This is a genomic window from Moorella sp. E308F (assembly GCF_006538365.1).
Lineage (GTDB): Bacteria > Bacillota > DSM-521 > Neomoorellales > Neomoorellaceae > Neomoorella.
This window is the reverse complement of sequence record NZ_BJKN01000002.1, coordinates 188451-207265: the sequence shown is the minus strand read 5'-3', so window position 1 is coordinate 207265 and position 18815 is coordinate 188451. Positions and strand designations below refer to the sequence as shown.

The 18815-nt window shown below is 53.0% G+C and carries 19 protein-coding genes; 2 read left to right on the top strand and 17 right to left on the bottom strand.

The features are described from left to right. Positions 1 to 210: 210 nt before the first annotated feature. From E308F_RS07410 to E308F_RS07400, 4 genes are all read right to left on the bottom strand, one after another. Positions 211 to 1920 (bottom strand): IS200/IS605 family accessory protein TnpB-related protein, encoded by a 1710-nt coding sequence (locus E308F_RS07410; RefSeq protein WP_141264318.1) that lies wholly within the window; start codon positions 1918 to 1920, stop codon positions 211 to 213. Beyond that, a complete protein-coding gene (locus tag E308F_RS16875; RefSeq protein ID WP_373995956.1) occupies positions 1883 to 2227 on the bottom strand; it encodes a recombinase family protein in 345 nt (114 codons plus the stop codon). Before E308F_RS16875 ends, E308F_RS07410 begins: the two co-directional genes overlap by 38 nt. A gap of 8 nt (positions 2228 to 2235) precedes the next feature. Then, positions 2236 to 2547, bottom strand: a complete 312-nt coding sequence (locus E308F_RS16870) for a recombinase family protein (RefSeq protein ID WP_373995955.1) — start codon at positions 2545 to 2547, stop codon at positions 2236 to 2238. Positions 2548 to 2740: 193 nt separating this feature from the next. Next, positions 2741 to 3418 (bottom strand): L,D-transpeptidase, encoded by a 678-nt coding sequence (locus E308F_RS07400; protein WP_216364488.1) that lies wholly within the window; start codon positions 3416 to 3418, stop codon positions 2741 to 2743. A 104-nt stretch (positions 3419 to 3522) separates the two neighbouring features. Between E308F_RS07400 and E308F_RS07395 the strand changes: the two genes are divergently transcribed. Continuing rightward, entirely contained in the window at positions 3523 to 4209 is a 687-nt protein-coding gene (locus E308F_RS07395; RefSeq protein WP_141264317.1) for a manganese catalase family protein, read from the top strand. Positions 4210 to 4265: 56 nt separating this feature from the next. Here the strand turns inward: E308F_RS07395 and E308F_RS07390 are convergent, their stop codons facing one another. Continuing rightward, positions 4266 to 5036 (bottom strand): TSUP family transporter, encoded by a 771-nt coding sequence (locus E308F_RS07390; RefSeq protein WP_141265213.1) that lies wholly within the window; start codon positions 5034 to 5036, stop codon positions 4266 to 4268. Positions 5037 to 5415: 379 nt separating this feature from the next. On the opposite strand from E308F_RS07390, the gene E308F_RS07385 reads away from it, so the two are divergent. Then, positions 5416 to 6531 carry an NADH:flavin oxidoreductase gene (locus tag E308F_RS07385; protein ID WP_141264316.1) on the top strand — a complete coding sequence of 372 codons (1116 nt, stop codon included), beginning with the start codon at positions 5416 to 5418 and terminating at the stop codon, positions 6529 to 6531. Positions 6532 to 6564: 33 nt separating this feature from the next. Here the strand turns inward: E308F_RS07385 and E308F_RS07380 are convergent, their stop codons facing one another. From E308F_RS07380 to E308F_RS07325, 12 genes are all read right to left on the bottom strand, one after another. Then, complete coding sequence (locus E308F_RS07380; protein ID WP_141264315.1) at positions 6565 to 7245, bottom strand: ABC transporter ATP-binding protein; 681 nt, start codon at positions 7243 to 7245, stop codon at positions 6565 to 6567. Positions 7246 to 7316: 71 nt separating this feature from the next. After that, entirely contained in the window at positions 7317 to 8153 is an 837-nt protein-coding gene (locus E308F_RS07375) for an ABC transporter permease (RefSeq protein ID WP_216364487.1), read from the bottom strand. Between the two features lie 81 nt (positions 8154 to 8234). After that, positions 8235 to 9209, bottom strand: a complete 975-nt coding sequence (locus E308F_RS07370; protein WP_141264313.1) for an aliphatic sulfonate ABC transporter substrate-binding protein — start codon at positions 9207 to 9209, stop codon at positions 8235 to 8237. Positions 9210 to 9215: 6 nt separating this feature from the next. Continuing rightward, the gene (locus E308F_RS07365; protein WP_141264312.1) at positions 9216 to 10250 is read right to left on the bottom strand and encodes a radical SAM protein; all 1035 of its coding nucleotides are present in this window, start codon (positions 10248 to 10250) and stop codon (positions 9216 to 9218) included. A gap of 204 nt (positions 10251 to 10454) precedes the next feature. Then, positions 10455 to 11246: an MBL fold metallo-hydrolase gene (locus tag E308F_RS07360; protein WP_141264311.1), complete on the bottom strand. Its 792-nt coding sequence runs from the start codon at positions 11244 to 11246 to the stop codon at positions 10455 to 10457. 111 nt (positions 11247 to 11357) lie between these two features. Then, positions 11358 to 12320, bottom strand: coding sequence for a DUF169 domain-containing protein (locus tag E308F_RS07355; protein ID WP_141264310.1), 963 nt, complete (start codon positions 12318 to 12320; stop codon positions 11358 to 11360). Positions 12321 to 12346: 26 nt separating this feature from the next. Next, the gene (locus tag E308F_RS07350; RefSeq protein WP_141264309.1) at positions 12347 to 13468 is read right to left on the bottom strand and encodes a (Fe-S)-binding protein; all 1122 of its coding nucleotides are present in this window, start codon (positions 13466 to 13468) and stop codon (positions 12347 to 12349) included. Positions 13469 to 13548: 80 nt separating this feature from the next. Further along, entirely contained in the window at positions 13549 to 14391 is an 843-nt protein-coding gene (locus E308F_RS07345) for a TIGR04282 family arsenosugar biosynthesis glycosyltransferase (RefSeq protein WP_141264308.1), read from the bottom strand. Then, entirely contained in the window at positions 14392 to 14880 is a 489-nt protein-coding gene (locus E308F_RS07340) for a GNAT family N-acetyltransferase (protein WP_141264307.1), read from the bottom strand. It abuts the gene before it with no gap. Then, positions 14870 to 15829 carry an NrfD/PsrC family molybdoenzyme membrane anchor subunit gene (nrfD, locus tag E308F_RS07335; RefSeq protein ID WP_141264306.1) on the bottom strand — a complete coding sequence of 320 codons (960 nt, stop codon included), beginning with the start codon at positions 15827 to 15829 and terminating at the stop codon, positions 14870 to 14872. The genes E308F_RS07340 and nrfD overlap by 11 nt, the downstream gene beginning before the upstream one ends. Before the next feature lie 12 nt (positions 15830 to 15841). Beyond that, positions 15842 to 16384, bottom strand: coding sequence for a 4Fe-4S dicluster domain-containing protein (locus tag E308F_RS07330; protein WP_216363802.1), 543 nt, complete (start codon positions 16382 to 16384; stop codon positions 15842 to 15844). Between the two features lie 5 nt (positions 16385 to 16389). Further along, positions 16390 to 18585: a molybdopterin-containing oxidoreductase family protein gene (locus E308F_RS07325; protein ID WP_141264305.1), complete on the bottom strand. Its 2196-nt coding sequence runs from the start codon at positions 18583 to 18585 to the stop codon at positions 16390 to 16392. Between the last annotated feature and the right edge of the window lie 230 nt (positions 18586 to 18815).

The following is an 18815-nucleotide window of genomic DNA, read 5'->3' as shown; positions in this document are numbered from 1 at the left end:
CGCGACAGGGAGACCTCGGCCCCGGGAGTCTCACCCGGACGGGAGAACGGCACTTCACGGGCGCAAGGCGCGGCCTTAAGGAGAACCGTAAAAGTTCCCGCCTTGCGTCGACCGTCAAGCGGTCCAGCACTTTATTCTTTCAAGCGCCGGACGCCTCCGCGCGATCTGTTAGATGCGGCCTACCGGTTTCTCCGATACCGGCTAACGGGGTCACCTACTCGATAAAGCGAGCTGCTTCAAGTCGTGCCAGACTGAATAAAAGGCTTCCTGTTTATAGCGGTCTAAACCGTTGTGAACGGGAACCTTTTCGTCCAGCCGCATGATTTGCCGCTTCACCTTTCGGGTCATCCCTTTTCCTTCCCCAGGCAAGGAATTCTCCTTTTGGTTCAGCGACTCAATGACAGCTTGGATCTTTTGTTTTAACTCTTTTGTTATGCGTTCTTTAAAACCTATTGCCCGGCGGGCGATTGCCAATGCGGCGGCATGGTGGATAGTTACCCCGTACCGCTCCATGTATTTCCAATAGCCGATGGTGGAAGTGTGGGCCGGCCGGACCGGCTTTACGCCGACGCCTTCTTTGTAGGCTTTACGGATAATAGCTTCGGTTATCTTCCGGTAAGGAAAATTGGCCGCCATGCGATTGAACTTTTTATCGGTGTCCAGCCGGTCTTTGCCGAAGCCCAGGTCTTCTATAGCGATAGATTTGCCTAAAACTTTGGCGATGTTCACCACTACCTGGGCCAGAACGCCGATGAGGTAAGTACGTCTAAAACTGCGGCTGTAAGCCAGTTCCGGTATCTTGAGGTAAAGGAAACCGTTCGGGTGTACTATCGTCTGAAACTCTCCGGCAAATTTGTGCAAGGCTTTGGGATAAGGAACAGTGAAGCCTTCCGGCCAGGGCTCGGGCTGGCCAAAATAATTAACGTTAGCCAGAGCTACCCCATCTGGGTTGGTGTCTATCCCAAGGTAGCCGCGGTTGGGGTCGGTCGCCAATTCAGGCGCCGTCATGGTGAAGGCGATATGGACCCTGTACCGGCCATCCCGGCCTCTAATTAATTCAACGTTATAGGGTGCGCCGGAAAGAAGCAACCCCCATACCTTGAGCCGGTGTTTTTCCGGCAGCCAGAGCTCTCCTTCCACCCGCGGTGCCCTGGTCATTATGGGCCTTCCTTTGCTGTCAGTACCTTTCTGCTCGGATAGATGGGAAATAGTGACTGCCAGGGTAAATCTCCCCTCCTGGTAAGCTACCTTCATGTTGGGGTTGCCGCCTTTAGTTTCGTCGCCCCGGGCGTATAACCGGTTCTGCCGGGTGTGGCGCCATTCTTCCCGGCCGGCCTTGCCCCGGCAGACCTGCCGCCATAAAGAACGGCCCCCGAATACTACCTTGGGAATAGTGCCGTCGGCTTCATGCTTCTGGAGTTCGGCCAGTTTAGCGGCAAGCTTTTGGACCCGGGCCTTACGGCCGTGGAATGCCCGTTTGGCTTTTTCTATTTTTGCAGGATCATTAACCTTAATCGCTTTGTCCAGATCTTTTTCAGCCCAGCGGAGTTTCTTTTTAGCCCGGCTCAGTTTGGTTTCTGTTTCCTCGATTTCCAGCGCCAGGAGTTCCTTTTGCGTTTCTATGACAGCCCTCGCTTTCAGTATGGCATCGTCACAGTAGCGGGAATTTAAGCCGAATAACCGTTGGCCTTCTTGTTTGAGTTCTTCCCGGGAACGGCCTTCCATAAGCCGGTTGAAGGCCCAGCGCTCGCAGGCGCAGAAAAGCCGCATCTCAGTATCCAGGGGGTCTTCATCTCCCCGGCTCCATTTCTTAGACCGAAAAGCAGGGTAAACTTCCGGAAACCACTCGCCGCACACGGTGTACTTTAGGTCGTCGCCAGGTTCAATCGTTCTCTTTTTGTTCTTTCGCCGCTTTTTCATCTGGCTCCACTCCTGCGATTAGTTCCCGAAACCCTTGCCTCACTTTTTTGCCGCCCCTAGCCCCGTACAGCCGGGCTGAAAATGACGTGACTATAGACAGCAAATCCTTCACCAGTTCGCTTTGCGCGTCTTCCGGCTCTTTTTCCGCGATGGTGATTATTTCTACGCCGCAATATTTTAAATGACGCTCAATGTACGAATATCCGAAACGGGCCAGTCGGTCGGGGTACTCGATAATAAGTTTCTTATACTCACCCTGCTCGGCTAACTTGAGTACGTTGGCCAGGCCACGGCGCTTCTGGTTCAATCCGCTGGCTACGTCCGCAAATTCCGCCTGATGGTAAACCCGTGTTCTCCAGCATAATGGCGCAGCCGCCCCATCTGCCGTTCCAGGTTGCCGGCGTCGGCCTGCTTTTTGGTGGACACCCGGGCGTACAGCACGACTGCCTCGCGTCCGCCAGTCAATTGGCCGGACTGTAGAAGCTTATTGAGTTCATCCATGGAGTACCGGCGCTGGCCTCCAGGCAAACGGACAGGCTTGATTAAGCCCCGCTTTTCCCAGTTGCGCAGGCTGTTAGGATCGACGCCCAGTTTCTTTGCCGCTTTGCTTATGGTAAATATTTCCATAACTTTATGGTAAGCTTTTTGTTATGTTTTGTCATTATTTATTAATCTGTTGGTAACTGCTACTAACCTCCAATTTTCTTTTAATCGGCAGCATAAACCCCTGTCCGTGCAGCTATTACGGCGATGTGTCAAAGAAAGCGTATGTACTCCCCTCCAGGCGAGCCAGTAACCGTCCGAACGGACAGTACCGATTTTAATGTATATATACCGGAGTTCCTTGCGGGATATTATCATAAATCCATTTGGCATTTTCGGTAGCCAGCCTTACACACCCATGGGAGGCGGGCGTTCCCAGGCGGGCCGCTTCCTCAACAATCACCCTCTTTTCCCTGTCCATGGGCACGCTGTGGAAAAGGTAAACGCCCCAATCTTTAAAGGATACCCACCATCGTCCTCCTTGCTGATACTTTTCGCTAAAAAACCACTCACCGCGGTTTTGTATTTTAAAAACGCCGATAGGAGTGGGCTTGTCCTCCGTTCCGGTAGATACATCCCATTCTTTTATTAAATTTCCATCGTAATATATCCTTGTTTTTTGCTCATCTGTACTAACCTCGATCCAGTAGCCGCGCGCTGGCGGTACAAAAACCTTGGAATTGGTATTATTGGTTTTATTACTTGCGTTGTTATTACCTACCGTTGCTACAGGCGGTACATTGTTTGTGGTGTCTTCTTTCCGTTGTTCTTCTTTTTCTTGGGGTGCAGGAGGTATGTTTTCGTCATTTTGGCTCGTTTTCACCCTGGTTCCCGCATCAGTTTTTTCTCCTCCAACACCGGTAATGAAAAACATGCCTAAAATTATCAAGATCGTCAACCATAAACCCGCTTTCAACTTTCCCACCGGTACTCCTCCAATTTTAACATTTTTCAAGCTTTTATTTTCTTTATTCGCCTACTTTCCCTTTTATCCTGCCTATCTGTTAATAATAATTTAAAGCTCCTCGAGTAATAATAAAAACAAGAAGGAGGAATACAATGTTTAAACACGACAAAAAGCTCCTGGAAATGGTACGTGTAGAACGCCCTAATCCGAACTATGCGGCTCTTTTGCAGGAGCAAATCGGAGGTCCCCACGGCGAATTGAAGGCAGGGCTGCAATACCTGGCCCAAAGCTTTCGTATTCACGACCCGGCTATCAGGGATATTTTCCTCGATATAGCCGCCGAAGAGCTCAGTCACCTGGAAATGGTTTGTACTGCGGTCAACCTCTTGAATGGCCATGAACCCCAGGCCATGAACGCCACCATCGGCAATGTTCAGGCCCATGTAACAACCGGTCTCAATCCCTTTTACAGCAACGCCTCCGGCCAAGTGTGGACCGCGTCATACATCGAAGCTACCGGTGACCTGCCCGCCGATCTGCTTTCCAACATCGCCGCCGAACAGCGGGCCAAGGTTGTGTATGAATACCTGCACCGGCAAATCGCCGACCGCTATGTACGTCAGATGATTGATTTCCTGTTAAACAGGGAAGAGGCCCACAACACCATGTTCCGGGATTGTTTCCAAAAAATTAGGGGCACAGGCTCTACCCGGGACTGGGGGGTGGACAAGGATGCCCGCCTCGCCTTCAACCTGTCCACACCCGGCGATTATGTGGGTTCCTCCCTCCACAACCCGCAGCCGCCGTCCTTTGAACAGCCGCAAATTCCCCACCAATAAAAGAGTTTCTATATTTTAATAAATGCTCCCCAGTATTACCGCGGGAGCATTTTACATTAATGCAATAAATCCCAGACCTGCTTACCTACTAAAAGCAAGGTTATGGCGATAAACATCAAACGGACAAAGGCCGTCCCTTTAGTGATTGCCAACCGGGAACCGAGCAACGCTCCAATAACCATGGTAATCCCCATGGTTATACCATAACTATAATTTACAGCGCCCATTAGTATAAAAGTGGCCAGGGAAGCTATGTTGCTGGCAAAATTTAAGACTTTGGCATTACCTGCGGCAACCACAAAATCAAAACCGAACTGAAGAAAAGCAAAGATTAAAAATGACCCCGTTCCGGGGCCAAAAAAACCATCATAAAAACCTAGCCCAGCCGCCACAGCAGCACCCAGCCAAATATTTTTTTTGTTTCTGCCGGCATAGGTGGAAATAGAACCCCAATCTTTCTTGCGTAAGGTATAAATGCTTACACAAATGAGCAGCACAATTATTAGCGGTTTTAAAATCTGGGAGGGAATATATTTAACCATATGGGCGCCCAAGGTCGCTCCCAGCAGAGAAAAGGGGAAAAGATATTTAATCAGCGAGAAGTTTACCTTATCGGAAGCGGCAAAGGAAATGGTACTGGTTAAGGTAGCCATGGTCCCGGCGAGTTTGTTCGTTCCTAAAACCACACTGGGTGACACACCGCAAAGCAAAAGGGCCGGAATAGAAATCAACCCCCCACCGCCAACGACCGAATCGACAAATCCCGCTAGGAATCCGGCTGCCGATAAAAAAAAGAACACTAAAATTTCTACCACCGGCGTAACCATCACCCTTATTTCACATTTCAACAGTATTTTCTACCGCAATACTTTATCCCTTGTCTCACCGTGCCACTATAGGTTCTACAACCATATAACATTTTCCTCCTTCTCCGACCAGCATCCCTAATCTTTTCGTAACTTGTCTTTACGCGCATCTCCCGCTTTAAGGGATTTTCAAGGAATTCAGATAGGGGGCGATTACACTTGAAAATTATTTTTGCATCAAATAAGACCACTTAAAGTGGTCTTGGTAGTTTAGGGTTGCTGATTAAACTTAATTGATTACAGGGCAGGAAAATAAGGCTATATACCGAAGAAAAAATATTGATTTTTTTGTTATAGATAAACCAATAATGCCTTTGTTAATCTTGGAGAGGATGTACCAATGACTAATATTCATTTATTTTCCCCAGTGAAAGTCAAAGACCTTATCTTACCCAACCGTATAGTCATGCCCCCCATGGCCCTCGGCATCGCTGCTTCCGAGGGCGAGATAACCCCGGAAATGCTTGAACACTATACCCTCCGGGCCAGGGCTTATCATGGTGGCAGCACCTATGACGCTGGACAAAAGTTTGCCGGGGCGAACACCCGCGCCGGTGTAGGCCTCATCATTGTAGAACATGCTTATATTAGCGAGGAAGGCCAGGCCCATCCCAAACAACTAGGTATTTACCATGACCGTCTCTTACCCGGCCTTACTAAGCTGGCAGCTAAGATCCGCTCCGAAGGTGCGATTGCCGGTATTCAAATCAACCATGCGGGTGCGAGAGTCCTGGAAAATGCCGTGGCCCCTTCAGGCATACCTCTCCCATTTCTACCACGCCGTTCCCGGCAATTGTCCCAGAATCAAGAAGATGGGCCTGGAAAAGCTGAAGAATTATATATCCCCTTTGAAGAACGCCCCCATGAACTAACAGTTAAGGAGATTAAAGAGTTAACTGAAAAATTTGCCCTGGCTGCCACCAGGGCCAAGAAAGCCGGCTTTGACCTGGTAGAAATCCACGGCGCCCATGGCTATCTTTTGAACCAGTTTCTTTCACCCCTCACCAACCGCCGCCGTGATGCTTACGGTGGTTCCCTGGAAAATCGCCTGCGCTTCCCCTTGGAGGTTATCCACGCCGTCCGGGAAGCAACGGGTCCCGAATATCCCGTTTTTTACCGCCTGGGAGCCGACGACCGCCTGGCAGGCGGCCTTAATCTTGACGAAAGCCGCCGGGCTGTCACCATACTGGAAGCAGCCGGCATTGACGCTCTCGATCTTTCGGGGGGCATCGGGGGTTATATCAAACAAGGACCGGAAGGTTTCTTCCTTTACCTGGCCGATGCTATCAAGCCGGTGGCCAGGGTGCCGGTTATGGTGACGGGAGGTATTAGAACGCCTCAATTTGCCGATATGGTTATCCGGCAGGGGCGGGCCGATCTGGTTGGCATCGGCCGTGCCCTGCTGGCCGACCCCGCCTGGGCGCAAAAGGCATGGTTAACCCTGGGTAAATTATAGGAAAAAATCACAAAGCGAAGGGCCGGATTTACTTTACTTCTCCACCAGCTCGTCGTATATCTGCCGGCGCACCTGCAAAAACCGCGGCTCCGAGCGATTTCGAGGTCTAGGTATGTTTACCTCCACTATTCTTTTAATGGTTCCGGGACGCTGCGAAAGTACGATTATCTTATCCCCTAGATAGACGGCTTCCTCAATGTCGTGGGTAACCAGCAATACGGTGGTTTTTTCTTTTTCCCAGATCCTGAGTATCTCCTGCTGCATCCTTAACCTTGTTAGAGCGTCCAGAGCGCCGAAAGGCTCATCCATAAGCAAAAGTTTGGGCTTGTTGATTAAGGCCCGGGCTATGGCCACGCGCTGGGCCATGCCGCCGGAAAGCTGGGACGGGTAGGCGTCTTCAAAACCGCTTAATCCTACCAGCTGCACATAGCTCCGAATTAGCTCCCGTTTACCGCCATTGTTGCTTTTATGCAAAGCTAACTCCAGATTCTCGGTTACGGTCAGCCAGGGTAACAAACGGTGCTCCTGAAATACCACGCCCCGCTCCAGGCCAGGCCCGCTGATCGGTTCTCCCTCCAGGGTAACCGTTCCTTGATAGTCGGGCTCCAGGCCGGCAATTATTCTTAGTAGGGTAGTCTTACCGCACCCGCTGGGCCCCAAAATACATAGGAACTCCCGGGGGAAAACGCTAAAAGAAAGGTCCTGCAGCGCCATCAACTCTTGCCCGCTATTCCCGTACTTTTTGGACACGTTGCGGAGGATCAGGAGTGGAGTTCCCCTGGAGCCTAGGTGCCGTTGTAAAAGCTCCGCCACCTGATGATCTTCCTTTCCAGCCGCTGCAAGACATAATCCATAGTTTTCCCCACCACGCCGATGGCCAGCATGCCTACCAGAACCCGGTCCGTCTGAGCCAGAGCCCGGGAATCCATAAGCATATAGCCGATACCGCTCATTCCCCCGGACAATTCCGCGGCAACTACGCACATCCAGGCGTAGCCCAAACCGATACGCAATCCGGCCACGATAAAAGGCATGGATCCCGGCACTATCACTTTACGGATGAATTTTGACCGGGGAACTTTAAATACCCGCGCTACCTCCACCACTTTTTCGTTAGTCTGCCTTATGCCCTGCAAGACGTTGAGGAAAATAGGGAAAAACGCCCCCAAGGTGATAATGAAAACTTTTGAACCCTCTTCTATGCCGAACCAGAGGATAGCCAAAGGCAGCCATGCGATAGGTGGAATCGGCCGCAGCAACTGAATGATCCCCTCGGTCATCTGGCTCAATAACGGCGACAGGCCCAACGCCATACCCAGGCCAATGCCTAGAAAAGCTGCCAGGGCAAAACCTTCCAGCACACGAACCAGGCTTGCTCCCAAATGGTGTGCCAGTTCACCGCTATTCAACGTCTCGACCAGCGCCCAAAGAACACTTTCCGGAGAAGGCAGCAAAATAGGTTTGACACGCCCGCCGGTAGTTATCCAATGCCACATCAATAACAGCAGGACAGGGGCAAACCATTTTTTCCCTGCGGTGTTCAGCACTGTCGGGAGCCGGTATTCTTTAAAACTCCGCCTCAACACGGTTTCCATAACGCCTCTCCCTTCCACAAGCCCCATGGTCCTTTTAAATTGCTGCCCACGGCAGGCCGCCGGCGCCTGTCCATGCCTGACTGATCCTCGCACCGTGCGGCCGGGCGCTTATTTGCACAGGAACGTCTCCATATCCACCGGATTTTTGATCAGGCCCGTTTTTCGCAAGAATACCTCTGTGTCCTTCAGTTCAGCGACCAGACTATCGGTAATGGTACCGTCGTAATTGAACTTGCGTACGATTTTCTCAAGTTGGGCCGGGGGTATTTTCAAATCTTCGGTAAGAAGTTGGATAGCCTCCTCGGGATTGTCCCGGATAAACTGCGCTCCCCTGGCGAACGCCGCTTTCAGCGCTTCCACGGCCATCGGGTTCTGGTTGGTAAATTTCGTGGCAGCTACGACGACCGCCGTTCCCTGATAAACACCCGTTCCGTCGGCAATAACGCGTATCTCCCCCGCGTCCTCCATCCGGGTCAGCAAGGGGTCCCACATTACTCCGGCGTCCACATCTCCCCGGACGAGGGCTACAGCCAGATCGTCCATCGTTAGGTTGACAAACTGGATATCATTCATAGTCATGCCGTTCTTATCCAAGAGCAAGGAGAGCAGTTTGGTACCATAAGCGCCGCGCGTTGTACCAACTTTCTTGCCCTTCAGGTCGGTGATACTCCTGATACCGGCATCCTTTCCGACCGCTACGGCCAGGGCTTTGGGCGCCGTGGAGGCAATAGATACAATTTGATAATCCGTACCGGCCGCGCGCCCAATAAAGGCCGGAAAATCCCCCATCACGCCCACATCCAAATGTCCGGCGGCAAAAGCCTCGCTTACCACCGGACCCAAATTTAAGGGCTGCCAGTCCAACTTGTAGCCTGCTTTAAGCAGCTCTTCGTCGATATATCCCTTTTTCTTCGCTATCCATATATGGGCGTAATGCGGCAGCGGCACGATGCCCAGCCGCACGGCCTTTAGAGCGGCATCTTCCGCCGGCTTCGGGGATTGGTTTGTGCATCCGGTACCCAGCAGTGAAAGCAAAACCACCACAAGTAGCAGCGACCAAGCAGTTCTCTTCCCCCGCATCATGCCTGATCATACCACCTTTCTTTGCAGCTTACCGGCTCCCGACTTCCAAATCAGTGAAGGGCCGTCCAAAACCTTCCACCCGGCTTCCCAATAAATCCTTCGCACTTCGGCTACCGTGCGCCCGCGCGTTCTTTCGCAATCCTCGTGAGTGTCCCGCGGGCTGGATCCGGTTTCTGCCCACATGATGTTGACACCCGCCAGAGGGCCCACTACACTGGGTTCATGCCAGCACATGCCTATCATTTCGTGCTGGGTAGATAAACGAATGGCAGCCAAAATATGCGCCTGCCGGGCTTCATTGATCATCCCGCGTTTCCCCACTTCGGTGTCGGGTACGGCAATCCGGCGCATGCAGCCGCTATATACGGCACCGCATTCCCGGGCGATGATAGTTGCTTCCACCAATTCTCCGGTCGTATGCTCGGGCCCTACCGGTTCCACACACGTACCGAGGGCCAGGCCGGCTTCACGGGCCGCGCGCATGGTGGCCAGCCTTTTTTCTACAGGAATAGAGGATTCAATACCTTCTCTCAAACGAACGGCATGATATACCCCGTTGAGGCCGGCATCCCGGAGGGCGTACGCCTCTTTGAGCGTAAAATCATCGATGTTGCCGATCAGTACCGTATCAGGGCTCAGGTTGCGGCGAACTTCTTGAATTATCTCCAGCAACCGTCCAAAAGGGAAGGTCCCCGTGGCGACGAGATAGATGGCGTTGGCTCCATTTTGTTCCATTTTTCGACATCGTCTCACTATCTCCTCTATGGGCATCACACCAGCTTGGGCAAAGACCTTATTGACAGCAGCAAAGGAACACCATTTACAGTTCCGAACGCAAGGCCCCACGTTAATGCCGACGTGAGCGTGCACTTCCGCCGTATTGCTGCTGACCTTCGAGCTGATTTCTCTCGCGGCATGTTGGATATAAGCAGACTCGGCCGTAAACGGAGCTATATCAAAAAGGGCTGCCATCTCTTCCCTATCGAGAAACTCCCCCGATTTCGCCTTGTCCACAAGGTAAACAATTTCCCTCCGTATCAAACTAACTCAACCTCCTCTCGTTACACCGCCCGGTCGGTCGGACGGAATAAGTTGTTACCCTTAAAAAGCACTTGCAGCCTACTTGCAGTCTCATTGCAACCGCGGTCTTTCCGTCCTCAACACCTTTACCGGGCTATAGACTTCTAGACTATAGACTTCCCCCCTTCGGCACCACCCTACTATAGCTTTAAACGACTATCACCGCTACAATCCCATGCTCAGCCCATCATAACCGGCCCGGACCCCGTCCGTCCCGGCCAGCTCTTTATTTAACCGTTCCACCGTCACCGGGGAGCTGTAGTGCATGGAAAGGTGCGTAAGAATAGTTTGCCCGGCACCCACGCTTTTCCCCAATTCTATAGCCCCGTCTACCGTCATATGCGTATCGGGATACCAGTTATCTCCATAAAAGGTAGCATCGCACACGAGATAATCTACCCCTTTCACCTTGGCCAGCGTCTCATCCGGCAGCCAGGAGGTATCGGGAAAATAAGCCAGCTTCTTACCCGCCACAATAAGAAAACCCGCTGTTTCAATACCATGGTTGGCCCGCAAAGGAGTCAGGCTCGCCCCGTCTAAATCATAAGAGTGTTCATAGTTCCACTCCCTTAGATCCACAAGTTCGGTCAGGCGATGGAAACGGGAGGTGAACTCCCCCAGGTAGCCGGGCGGCAGGTAGATGGGCAAGCGGCGGTCTTTCTCTTTTAATCTCAGGTAGTACTCCAGCTCCCCCAATCCGGCAAAATGGTCGTAGTGCCAATGGGTCAGGAATACACTGTCAATGTCCAGCACACCCTCCCGGCATAGTTGTACCCTGAGATCGGGCGAGGCGTCTATCAAAACCCGCTTGTTCCCTATGGTGAGCAAAGCCGTGCTCCGCGTCCGGGCTGCCGCAACGTCGGCCCTGGCTTCCTGGCAAGCGGCACACTCGCAAAAGAAAGCCGGGACACCCGGTCCGGCGCTCGTACCCAGCAGCTTCATTTCCACTCTTGCCATACCCCCGTAAAACCTCCGGAAACTCGTAATCGGAATAATAACTTTTTCTATACCACAGCGCAAAACTCCTGTCCTATCTTGTAACTTTTTATGTGTTGAAAGGGGCCGTTCCTACGGCACCTGCTGTAAAACCTGGATAACCCCTGCAGGACACTGGCCTACACAGGTGTAGCAGGCAGTACATTGCTCGGGGTTTTTCACAACTGGTACCGGGCGGCCGTCCTGTTCTTCCATGACGAGCACGCCATAGGGGCAAAAGTCGGCACAGAGACCGTCTCCCGAACAATTGGCAGTATCGATGTTGATTTGAACCGCCGGCAAATCCCTGGTATTCTTCTTTGGGACGCCTGCTTTATCCAATATAGGCGGCATATAGATTTTATGCCGCGCTTCAGGTATGCTTTTCTGTGCCAGTTTTTGCAATGAACGGGCCACAATCTCAAGCTGTGCAGCCGGGAGGGACAGATAAAGCTCAAAGTCATCAATGTCACTGGCAGCACGGCTGCCATAACAGCCGAAGGAAATATTCATTTTTCCTGTCTGCATGGGCTGGACGGTAAGATCGGCACAGGTAGAGTTATAACCCGAGGTTTTAAAAATATGACGTTCCCCGCTGTTATACGATTGGGCCATACAAAGCCACATGGCCTGCTCCGGCCACAGTGTAAAGATTACCACGTCGGCTTCAAAGCTGGCTTTACTTAGCGGCGCTACCAGGGTGGCCTCGTAGCTGCCAGCCGGGAAGCAAGGCCGGGCGGCAATCATCTTGCGAGCACATTCCAGGGTAGGTAGCTTTTTAAACAAAAGGTAAAGTTCCCCCGATTGCAGCTTGGGCGGCATAGGTATAAGGCCCATAATGGCCGCCCCGTCGGGGCAGGCGTGCCGGCGCGGCGGCATATACAGGCTATAACCCCGCCGGGCAGCAATAATTGACTGGCAATGCCGCAACGTTGCCGTAGGTTCTGCCACCTCTGCGGGTACAGTCTCACCGGGACGCAGTAGCCGCACTGCTACCGGCTCCCAGCGCAGGGCTAATATGTCTTTATAAATGCGTACCAGTTGCTGGTTATCCACAGGTTTCTCTCCCTTGACTACGACAGTTATTCTGCCATTAACCGCCGCCAGTTTTCTTCGCCTTCGGGCCCGCTAAAAAGGGCCTTTGCCCTTTTTTTAATTTCACTATAATCCTCTTCCTGGCCGAGCAATATATCGAGGACATGGCGCACCCTGAACCCGCTGGCAGCCCGCGCGAAATTAAGAACGCAGCTTAAGCAGTAGCCCGCCAGGATCCCAGCTCCGGTATCGCTTGCTTCTTCCAGGCGGCGGTCGGTCAGGGCCATTGCCAGGTCAGGACGAAAGTGGCTGATCTGACCGCCGCTGCCGCAACAGAAGGTGTTCGCCCCGTAGTGTTCCATCTCTACTAGCTGGTAGCCGCTATTCCTCAAGGCCTCACGTACCTGCTGGGCGAAGATGCCTTCATGGCGGTCAGGACAGGAATCATGAATGGTAATTAATCCTTTACCGGCCGCCCCGGGTCCCCAGTTCTCGTAGATAGTCCTGACCTCAATGCCTTCCGGCGCCAGCCGGTTACGCAGTTCGTAAAAACAGTTGGGGCAGGCGGTTACTAACAGCCTTACCCCCAGTTTTTTCAGTTTATCTTTAAGAAAGGCGGTAAAGTTTTCCCCGCGCTCCTTTAAACCCATCTGATAAAGGGGCTTGCCACAGCAGTCGGTTAAAAACGTCACGCGGGGCCAGAGCTCCGCCAGGTGGTGAAAGGCAGCCCTGGTTAAGTCCGGACCATAAGTAATCATGGTGCATCCCGGGAAAAAGGCTACCTCGCCTTCTTGATCGACGGGCAACTCCTGGTAATGAATGTTGCACTTTTCGCGGTATAATTTGCAGATATTTAGCTCCCGATCCGGGTAAAGGTAGCGATAGTCGTCAATAGGGAACTCACCGCCGGCTATTGCTTCAACGCGTTTAGCAGCAAACATGCCCGCCGGGGAAAGACCAATGGGGCAAACAGCGGTACATAATTCGCAAAGACTGCAAGAAAAAGCCTCCTCTACCGTTGCTCCCCGGCAAGCTATATCAAGGGGGGCTTCGCCAATCTCCTCCAGTAGCAGGCATGAAGCGGCACATTGACCGCAGGCGGTACATTTTTCTGCTAGTTCCCGGCGAGGCCCAGCGCCGCTGCCGGCGCCCCCTCTGGCAACGTTCAAGTCATTCACCCTTTCCGGGTTGGGTTAATTAACCATAATTTACCCTTTTAGTTAAATGCGCCCAATCACCAAGTAATCAGCTATCGCTCCGGCGGCAGGGCGGTGGCTTCAAGACCCAGCTCCCTCAGGACTGCCAGGGTACGGCGGGGCACCATCACGTCAGCATCAGTCGCAGCGGCAAGTTCCAGGGAACGCAGTACGGGAATGATGCTTGCTAAATCGATGGGGATATCTACATCGGGAACCATTTCCAGGACGGTAAAAGGTATCTTTTTTGCCACCGCTTTATTAACCAGCATATCCAGGGCCGTAATGCCGTCGCTGTTGTAAAATACGCCGTAAAAATCAAAGGGTGTAGCCCAGGTATAGCCTACCAGGGAAAATCCCCCCTCCTGGCATGGCGCCTCGACGAGGGCCGCCCCAATGGCCGGGGTTGAAGGATTACCGGCCTGCAGCACTACTTCCCGTCCGGCCTCACTTTGACTGAACCTGGCTAAAGCGGTAAAAGCTTTTTTCAGGGTAGCCGGTTGCAGCGTCGGCAAATCCCCGCCGATGATAATAACGCTATCGGCTTTTCTTGTTCCCTCTCGCGGTTTGAGTATATAATCGGCGGCAAACTGCATGCAGTCATCGAAGGAGCCACCCCTGTCGGCAAAGACACCCTTTACCTTTTCCGGATGGGCAAGGCTTTTAAGGAGGGATTGGAGGTAGGCGCCGTCGCCGATGGCATCATGACAGATCCAGAGTTCTGCCCCCTCATCCTCGCAGGCCGCTATGGCAACTTCGATAACATCAAGGAGACAGGCCTCATAGAGAATCTTCGCTTCTTCGGTTGTTAAAATCCCTCCTTTTTCCTTTGTCAGGCGGGTCTTAATATCACCTATCCTGGGAACTTTGGTGAAGACAATTACTGCCTGGCGCAATCAACTAACCTCCTGTATATAAATCATGGGCACCGGCCGGCAAGCTTCTCTCTCCGGGCAACCGTTGCACTGCTCCTGGTATGCTTTTGCCAGGTCGGAAAAAAGACAATGGCGAAAGCCGTACTGGCGGTAAAACCCTGCCGCTTCCCCCCTGGCAATACTCGTCACGCGATAAGTACTAAACTTCCCATTCAGCACACTGCGACAGTAGGCCCAGGGCTTTTTTATTAACTCCAAGAGCAACATTCCTCCTAATCCCTGGCCCCTGGCTTCTCTCCTCACGGCCAACAATTCCAGGTGAAAAGAATTTTCCCCCAGCCAGGTTATTTTACCTCCCGCAAAAATTCTCCCGTCCACCTTGATCACAGCGTGTTGTTCCGGTTCCCCGGCCAAGTCCATCCCCCAGTCCTGCAATAATGCCTGTAGCTCCGGGCCGTCTTCGGGCCTGGCCAGGGTCACTTCCGCCCGGGCCCGCAAATTATTTGCCATTGAGCCAGGCCGCCCTTTCCTGCCATGTCTGCTCCAGGCGTGCGGCCAGGATGGCTATTTCCTCTTCCTGATACCACTCGTTATCTTCACCCGGAAGGCTTACCCGGACGCCGGCCTGGAGAAATGCAACTCGCAGGCAGACTTCCCCTGCCAGAACAAACAATGATTTTACCGCCAGGATACCAGCGCCGCTGCCCCCGAAATAAAGGAGGCAAGGGATGAGGTGCCCGCAGACAACAATCCCCCACCAGAAAATATTTTTCAACTTGCCGGTGAGGAGCATTGCCGCCGACCGGCGGGCTTCCTCAAGGGCCGCGCGGCGCATCCCCAGGATATAAGTCGCGATTAAGATTATCTGGGTGATGATCAAGGCCAGAAGGATTTTATCCAGTACAGCAATAGTTGGTGCCGGTGACACTCCGTTCACCGCCGCCACCAGGATTACGCCAGCCAAACCGGAAGTAAGGGCTGCCGCTAGCCACAGGGGCACCAGGGCGCTGCCGTTCCAGAAGGAGCGGCCCCGGGCTTCGCCTAGCTCTAGACCCGGGTAGATTGCCAGGGCCACGGCGAAGATTATGCCCAGGACGCCTATAATCCGCCGCCCAACATTTTCTCCGGCCCAGGGAAAGATATCAAACCAAAAGCTGGTATATATCGCTGCCACAACTATGAAGCAGGCTAAAAATATGGCCCCTTTGGTCATAATTGACTGCATACGGCTGAATACTAATAGAAAGCGCTTTTTGTTACCCAATTCCGCAAGTAACAACAGGCCGCCCAAGCCGACAGCAGCCAGGCCCAGGAAACTGCCGGGGCCACTTACCTCACCAGCAAGGGGCGAGGTTATAATATCCAGGAAAGCGATGACGGCAAAAACCATGGCCCCGAAGGCGGCGCAAAAGAAGTAACCGGCAGCCAGCCCACCCCAAATTGCCTGTTTGTCCTCCATAATCGCTACCTCCTAGGGAAATATATAATACACTGCTGGTTTAGTCCCCAGATGGGGGTACAGGGGGCGGGCATTGGCCCGGTGGATAAGCTCCGCCACTTCGCTCCTGGGGTCGTCTAGATCACCGACATGGCGGGCTTTCAGCTGGCACGTTTCCACACAGCGGGGCATTTCTCCCTGTTCCAGCCGTTCATAGCACAGGTGGCACTTTTGGACGATGCCCTTTCCCGCCTCGAACTGTCGCACACCATAGGGGCATACCAGCATGCAAAACTTGCAGCCAATGCAACGCTCGCCGTCTACAACGATAATCCCGTCGGGCCGTCTCTGGCTGGCCCCGGTAGGACAGCCGTCGACACAGGGTGCATCCTGGCAGTGCATACACGGCCGCGGCAGATGGTATGAGGTCACGTTGGGAAATTCCCCTTCCGGCCCTACGGTGAACACTTTATTCCAGCGTTCGTTTAGCGGTAGGTTATTTTCAATCTGGCAAGCAACGGTGCAGGCATGGCAACCGATGCACCTGCGTAAGTCAATAACCATTCCCCAGTGCATAATTCTCACCCTTCCACTTTAGCAATCCTACATAAAACCGACCTGGTGCACCAGCTACCGCAGGCTGGATCGCAGGTATCCGGGTCGTCATCCAGGCAGGCATTAATATTGGATTCCCAGACGCCAAACAGGTCTTTTGCCCCTTTTTCCGGATACCACCATCCCCTTTCCGCCTGGACTACCCCGGGTGGTACGGCGGTGGTGAGTTTAGCCCGCTGCTTTACTTTACCTTTTGGGGTTTCAATCCACACCCAGTCGCCTTCTTTAATAGTAAGCTTTTGGGCCAGTTCAGGGTTAATGGCCACCCTCGGTTCCGGATGCAACAGACGCAGGCGCGTTATCTGGCGGTGCTCGGAATGGTAAAAGGGCATGAAGCCTCCGCCTGCGATGAGTATAAGGGGATAATCCCGGGCCAGCTCCGGCGTAGCTTCCGGGCTGAACGGCGGTTCGACGTAATGGGGCAGCGGGTCATAGCCCAGGGTTTCCAGTATTGAACTTTTCAGCTCTACCTTTCCGGAGGGCGTGGCAAAGCCTTTTTCCAGGTACTTGTAGTACTCACGCGGGGCAAAGTCGAAACGTACCCCCTGGACAAAATCCTCGTAGGTTTCCAGGCCGTAACCCAGGGGTTCCAGGCGGTATTGGAACGCCTCTTCGTTGGTCTGCCACGGCCAGTATTCCTCCTGGCCCATCTTGATACCCAGGGCGCGCCAGAAGTCGTAGTCGGTTTTCCGCTCATATAAAGGCTGCACAGCCCTTTCGGAGGCGATAAGCCAGTCAGAAACACCATAGGTTGTAGTCAATACCGGCCGTTCCAGCCAGGAAGCCGCCGGCAAGACATAGTCGGCCAGCGCGGCTGTGGGCGTAAGCCAGTAGTCCATGACCACCAGCAGGTCCAGCTTGTTGAGGGCTTCATATACCAGCCTGGAGTTGGCATAGGAGCTAAGGGGGTTATCGGCCAGGACGATCAGGGCTTTGACCGGATATGGTTTGCCGGTAAGTATTGCTCGCCACAGTACCGGAGGGCTGGCTTCGCACATCCATTCGGCCGGCAGACCCTTTCCCCAGACGCGTTCTAACTGTTCATTTAGAAGCTTGTAACCCGGCCAGGTGCTGAGTCTAAACCTGTCCGAACCCAATTGTTTGGCTCTTTGCTCCTCGGGTAGCAACTCGTTTAGTTCCATCTCAACATCGGTAATGAAAGTGGGATGGGGCCCGGGCATGACATCGCCGCCGGGAACGTCGAGGTTACCGCAAATGGCCCTTAATACGGCCCGTGCCTGGGCAACGGCACTGGTAGCCCGGCCGAGCTGGTCCGTAGCTACGCCCCACTGGATACAAGCCGGCCTCGAGGTGGCATAAATCCTGGCTGCCAGGGCTATCTTTTCGGCCGGAACCCAGGTCTTTGCTTCCGCCCACTCCGGGGTATACTCCTGCACCCTTTCCCGCAGTTCCTCAAAGCCCACCGTCCAATTCTCGACGAAATCGGCGTCGTAGAGCTCTTCATTGATAATGACGTTGAGCCAGGCCAGGGCCAGGGCGCAGTCGCTCCCCGGGCGGATGGGTAACCACAGGTCAGCCCGGGCCGCCGTCTCGCTGCAACGCGGGTCAATGACAATGATTTTGGTACCGTTCTTTTCCCGGGCCTCTAAAAGCCCCCGCATTTCCGGTAAATATGAGGCGCCGGGATTATGGCCCCAGACAACGACACAGCGGCTGCCCATAATCTCCGGATCAAAGGCGCTCCAACCGTAAATGGCCGTTTCTACTAAAAAATTGGGTATCCAGCAAACAGGGGAGGTGTGAACCACATTGGGGCTCCCTAATAGGTTGAAAAAGCGACGTCGGGCCCAGTCATCAGTCCGGTTGGTGCCCCCGGCAGTGGCAATGCTTTCGGCCCCATATTCCGCTTTGTATTTTTTTAGCCGGGCGGCAATATCTTCCAGGGCTTCCTCCCAGCTGACACGCTTAAAATTACCAGATCCCCGTTCCCCGACACGTTTAAGGGGATAGTTTACCCGGTTGATGTGGTTGAGGTGATCCATAGCCGAAGCACCCCGGGGACACTGGGCTCCCTGGTTAAAGGGATGCTCAGGATCACCTGTAACTTTTTTAACGACACCGTCTTCAACGTGCACCAGCATGCCACAGTTCATATGGCAGAAATAGCACGCTGCCTTCTTCACTTCAGTAGTACCAGCCATTTTTTTACCTCCGCTCGAACTACTTATCCTTCAGGTAAAATAGGGTATCAAGTGGTACAACCTTCCTGCAGTTCAAACAGGTTGTTTGTGCCAGCCTTCTTCCCTCCCAACCGAACAAAAAAGGTTCTTGATAATCTGATTTGTATATGCGATGATTAATTATAAGCATATAATTCAAAGCAATACTTTTTAATCATTGCTTCTTCGAGTAAGGCTACTTTTAAGCCCCG

Bases quoted from the DNA above. Each gene is read 5' to 3' on its own strand.
- E308F_RS07340 (WP_141264307.1), bottom strand. From the start codon at position 14,880: ATGGCAAATAATTTGCGGGCCCGGGCGGAAGTGACCCTGGCCAGGCCC.
- E308F_RS07330 (WP_216363802.1), bottom strand. From the start codon at position 16,384: ATGCACTGGGGAATGGTTATTGACTTACGCAGGTGCATCGGTTGCCAT.
- E308F_RS07395 (WP_141264317.1), top strand. From the start codon at position 3,523: ATGTTTAAACACGACAAAAAGCTCCTGGAAATGGTACGTGTAGAACGC.
- E308F_RS07325 (WP_141264305.1), bottom strand. From the start codon at position 18,585: ATGGCTGGTACTACTGAAGTGAAGAAGGCAGCGTGCTATTTCTGCCAT.
- E308F_RS16870 (WP_373995955.1), bottom strand. From the start codon at position 2,547: ATGGAAATATTTACCATAAGCAAAGCGGCAAAGAAACTGGGCGTCGAT.
- nrfD (WP_141264306.1), bottom strand. From the start codon at position 15,829: ATGGAGGACAAACAGGCAATTTGGGGTGGGCTGGCTGCCGGTTACTTC.
- E308F_RS07375 (WP_216364487.1), bottom strand. From the start codon at position 8,153: ATGGGGCTTGTGGAAGGGAGAGGCGTTATGGAAACCGTGTTGAGGCGG.
- E308F_RS07410 (WP_141264318.1), bottom strand. From the start codon at position 1,920: ATGAAAAAGCGGCGAAAGAACAAAAAGAGAACGATTGAACCTGGCGAC.
- E308F_RS07360 (WP_141264311.1), bottom strand. From the start codon at position 11,246: ATGGCAAGAGTGGAAATGAAGCTGCTGGGTACGAGCGCCGGACCGGGT.
- E308F_RS07385 (WP_141264316.1), top strand. From the start codon at position 5,416: ATGACTAATATTCATTTATTTTCCCCAGTGAAAGTCAAAGACCTTATC.
- E308F_RS07370 (WP_141264313.1), bottom strand. From the start codon at position 9,209: ATGATGCGGGGGAAGAGAACTGCTTGGTCGCTGCTACTTGTGGTGGTT.
- E308F_RS07380 (WP_141264315.1), bottom strand. From the start codon at position 7,245: ATGGCGCTGCAGGACCTTTCTTTTAGCGTTTTCCCCCGGGAGTTCCTA.
- E308F_RS07390 (WP_141265213.1), bottom strand. From the start codon at position 5,036: ATGGTTACGCCGGTGGTAGAAATTTTAGTGTTCTTTTTTTTATCGGCA.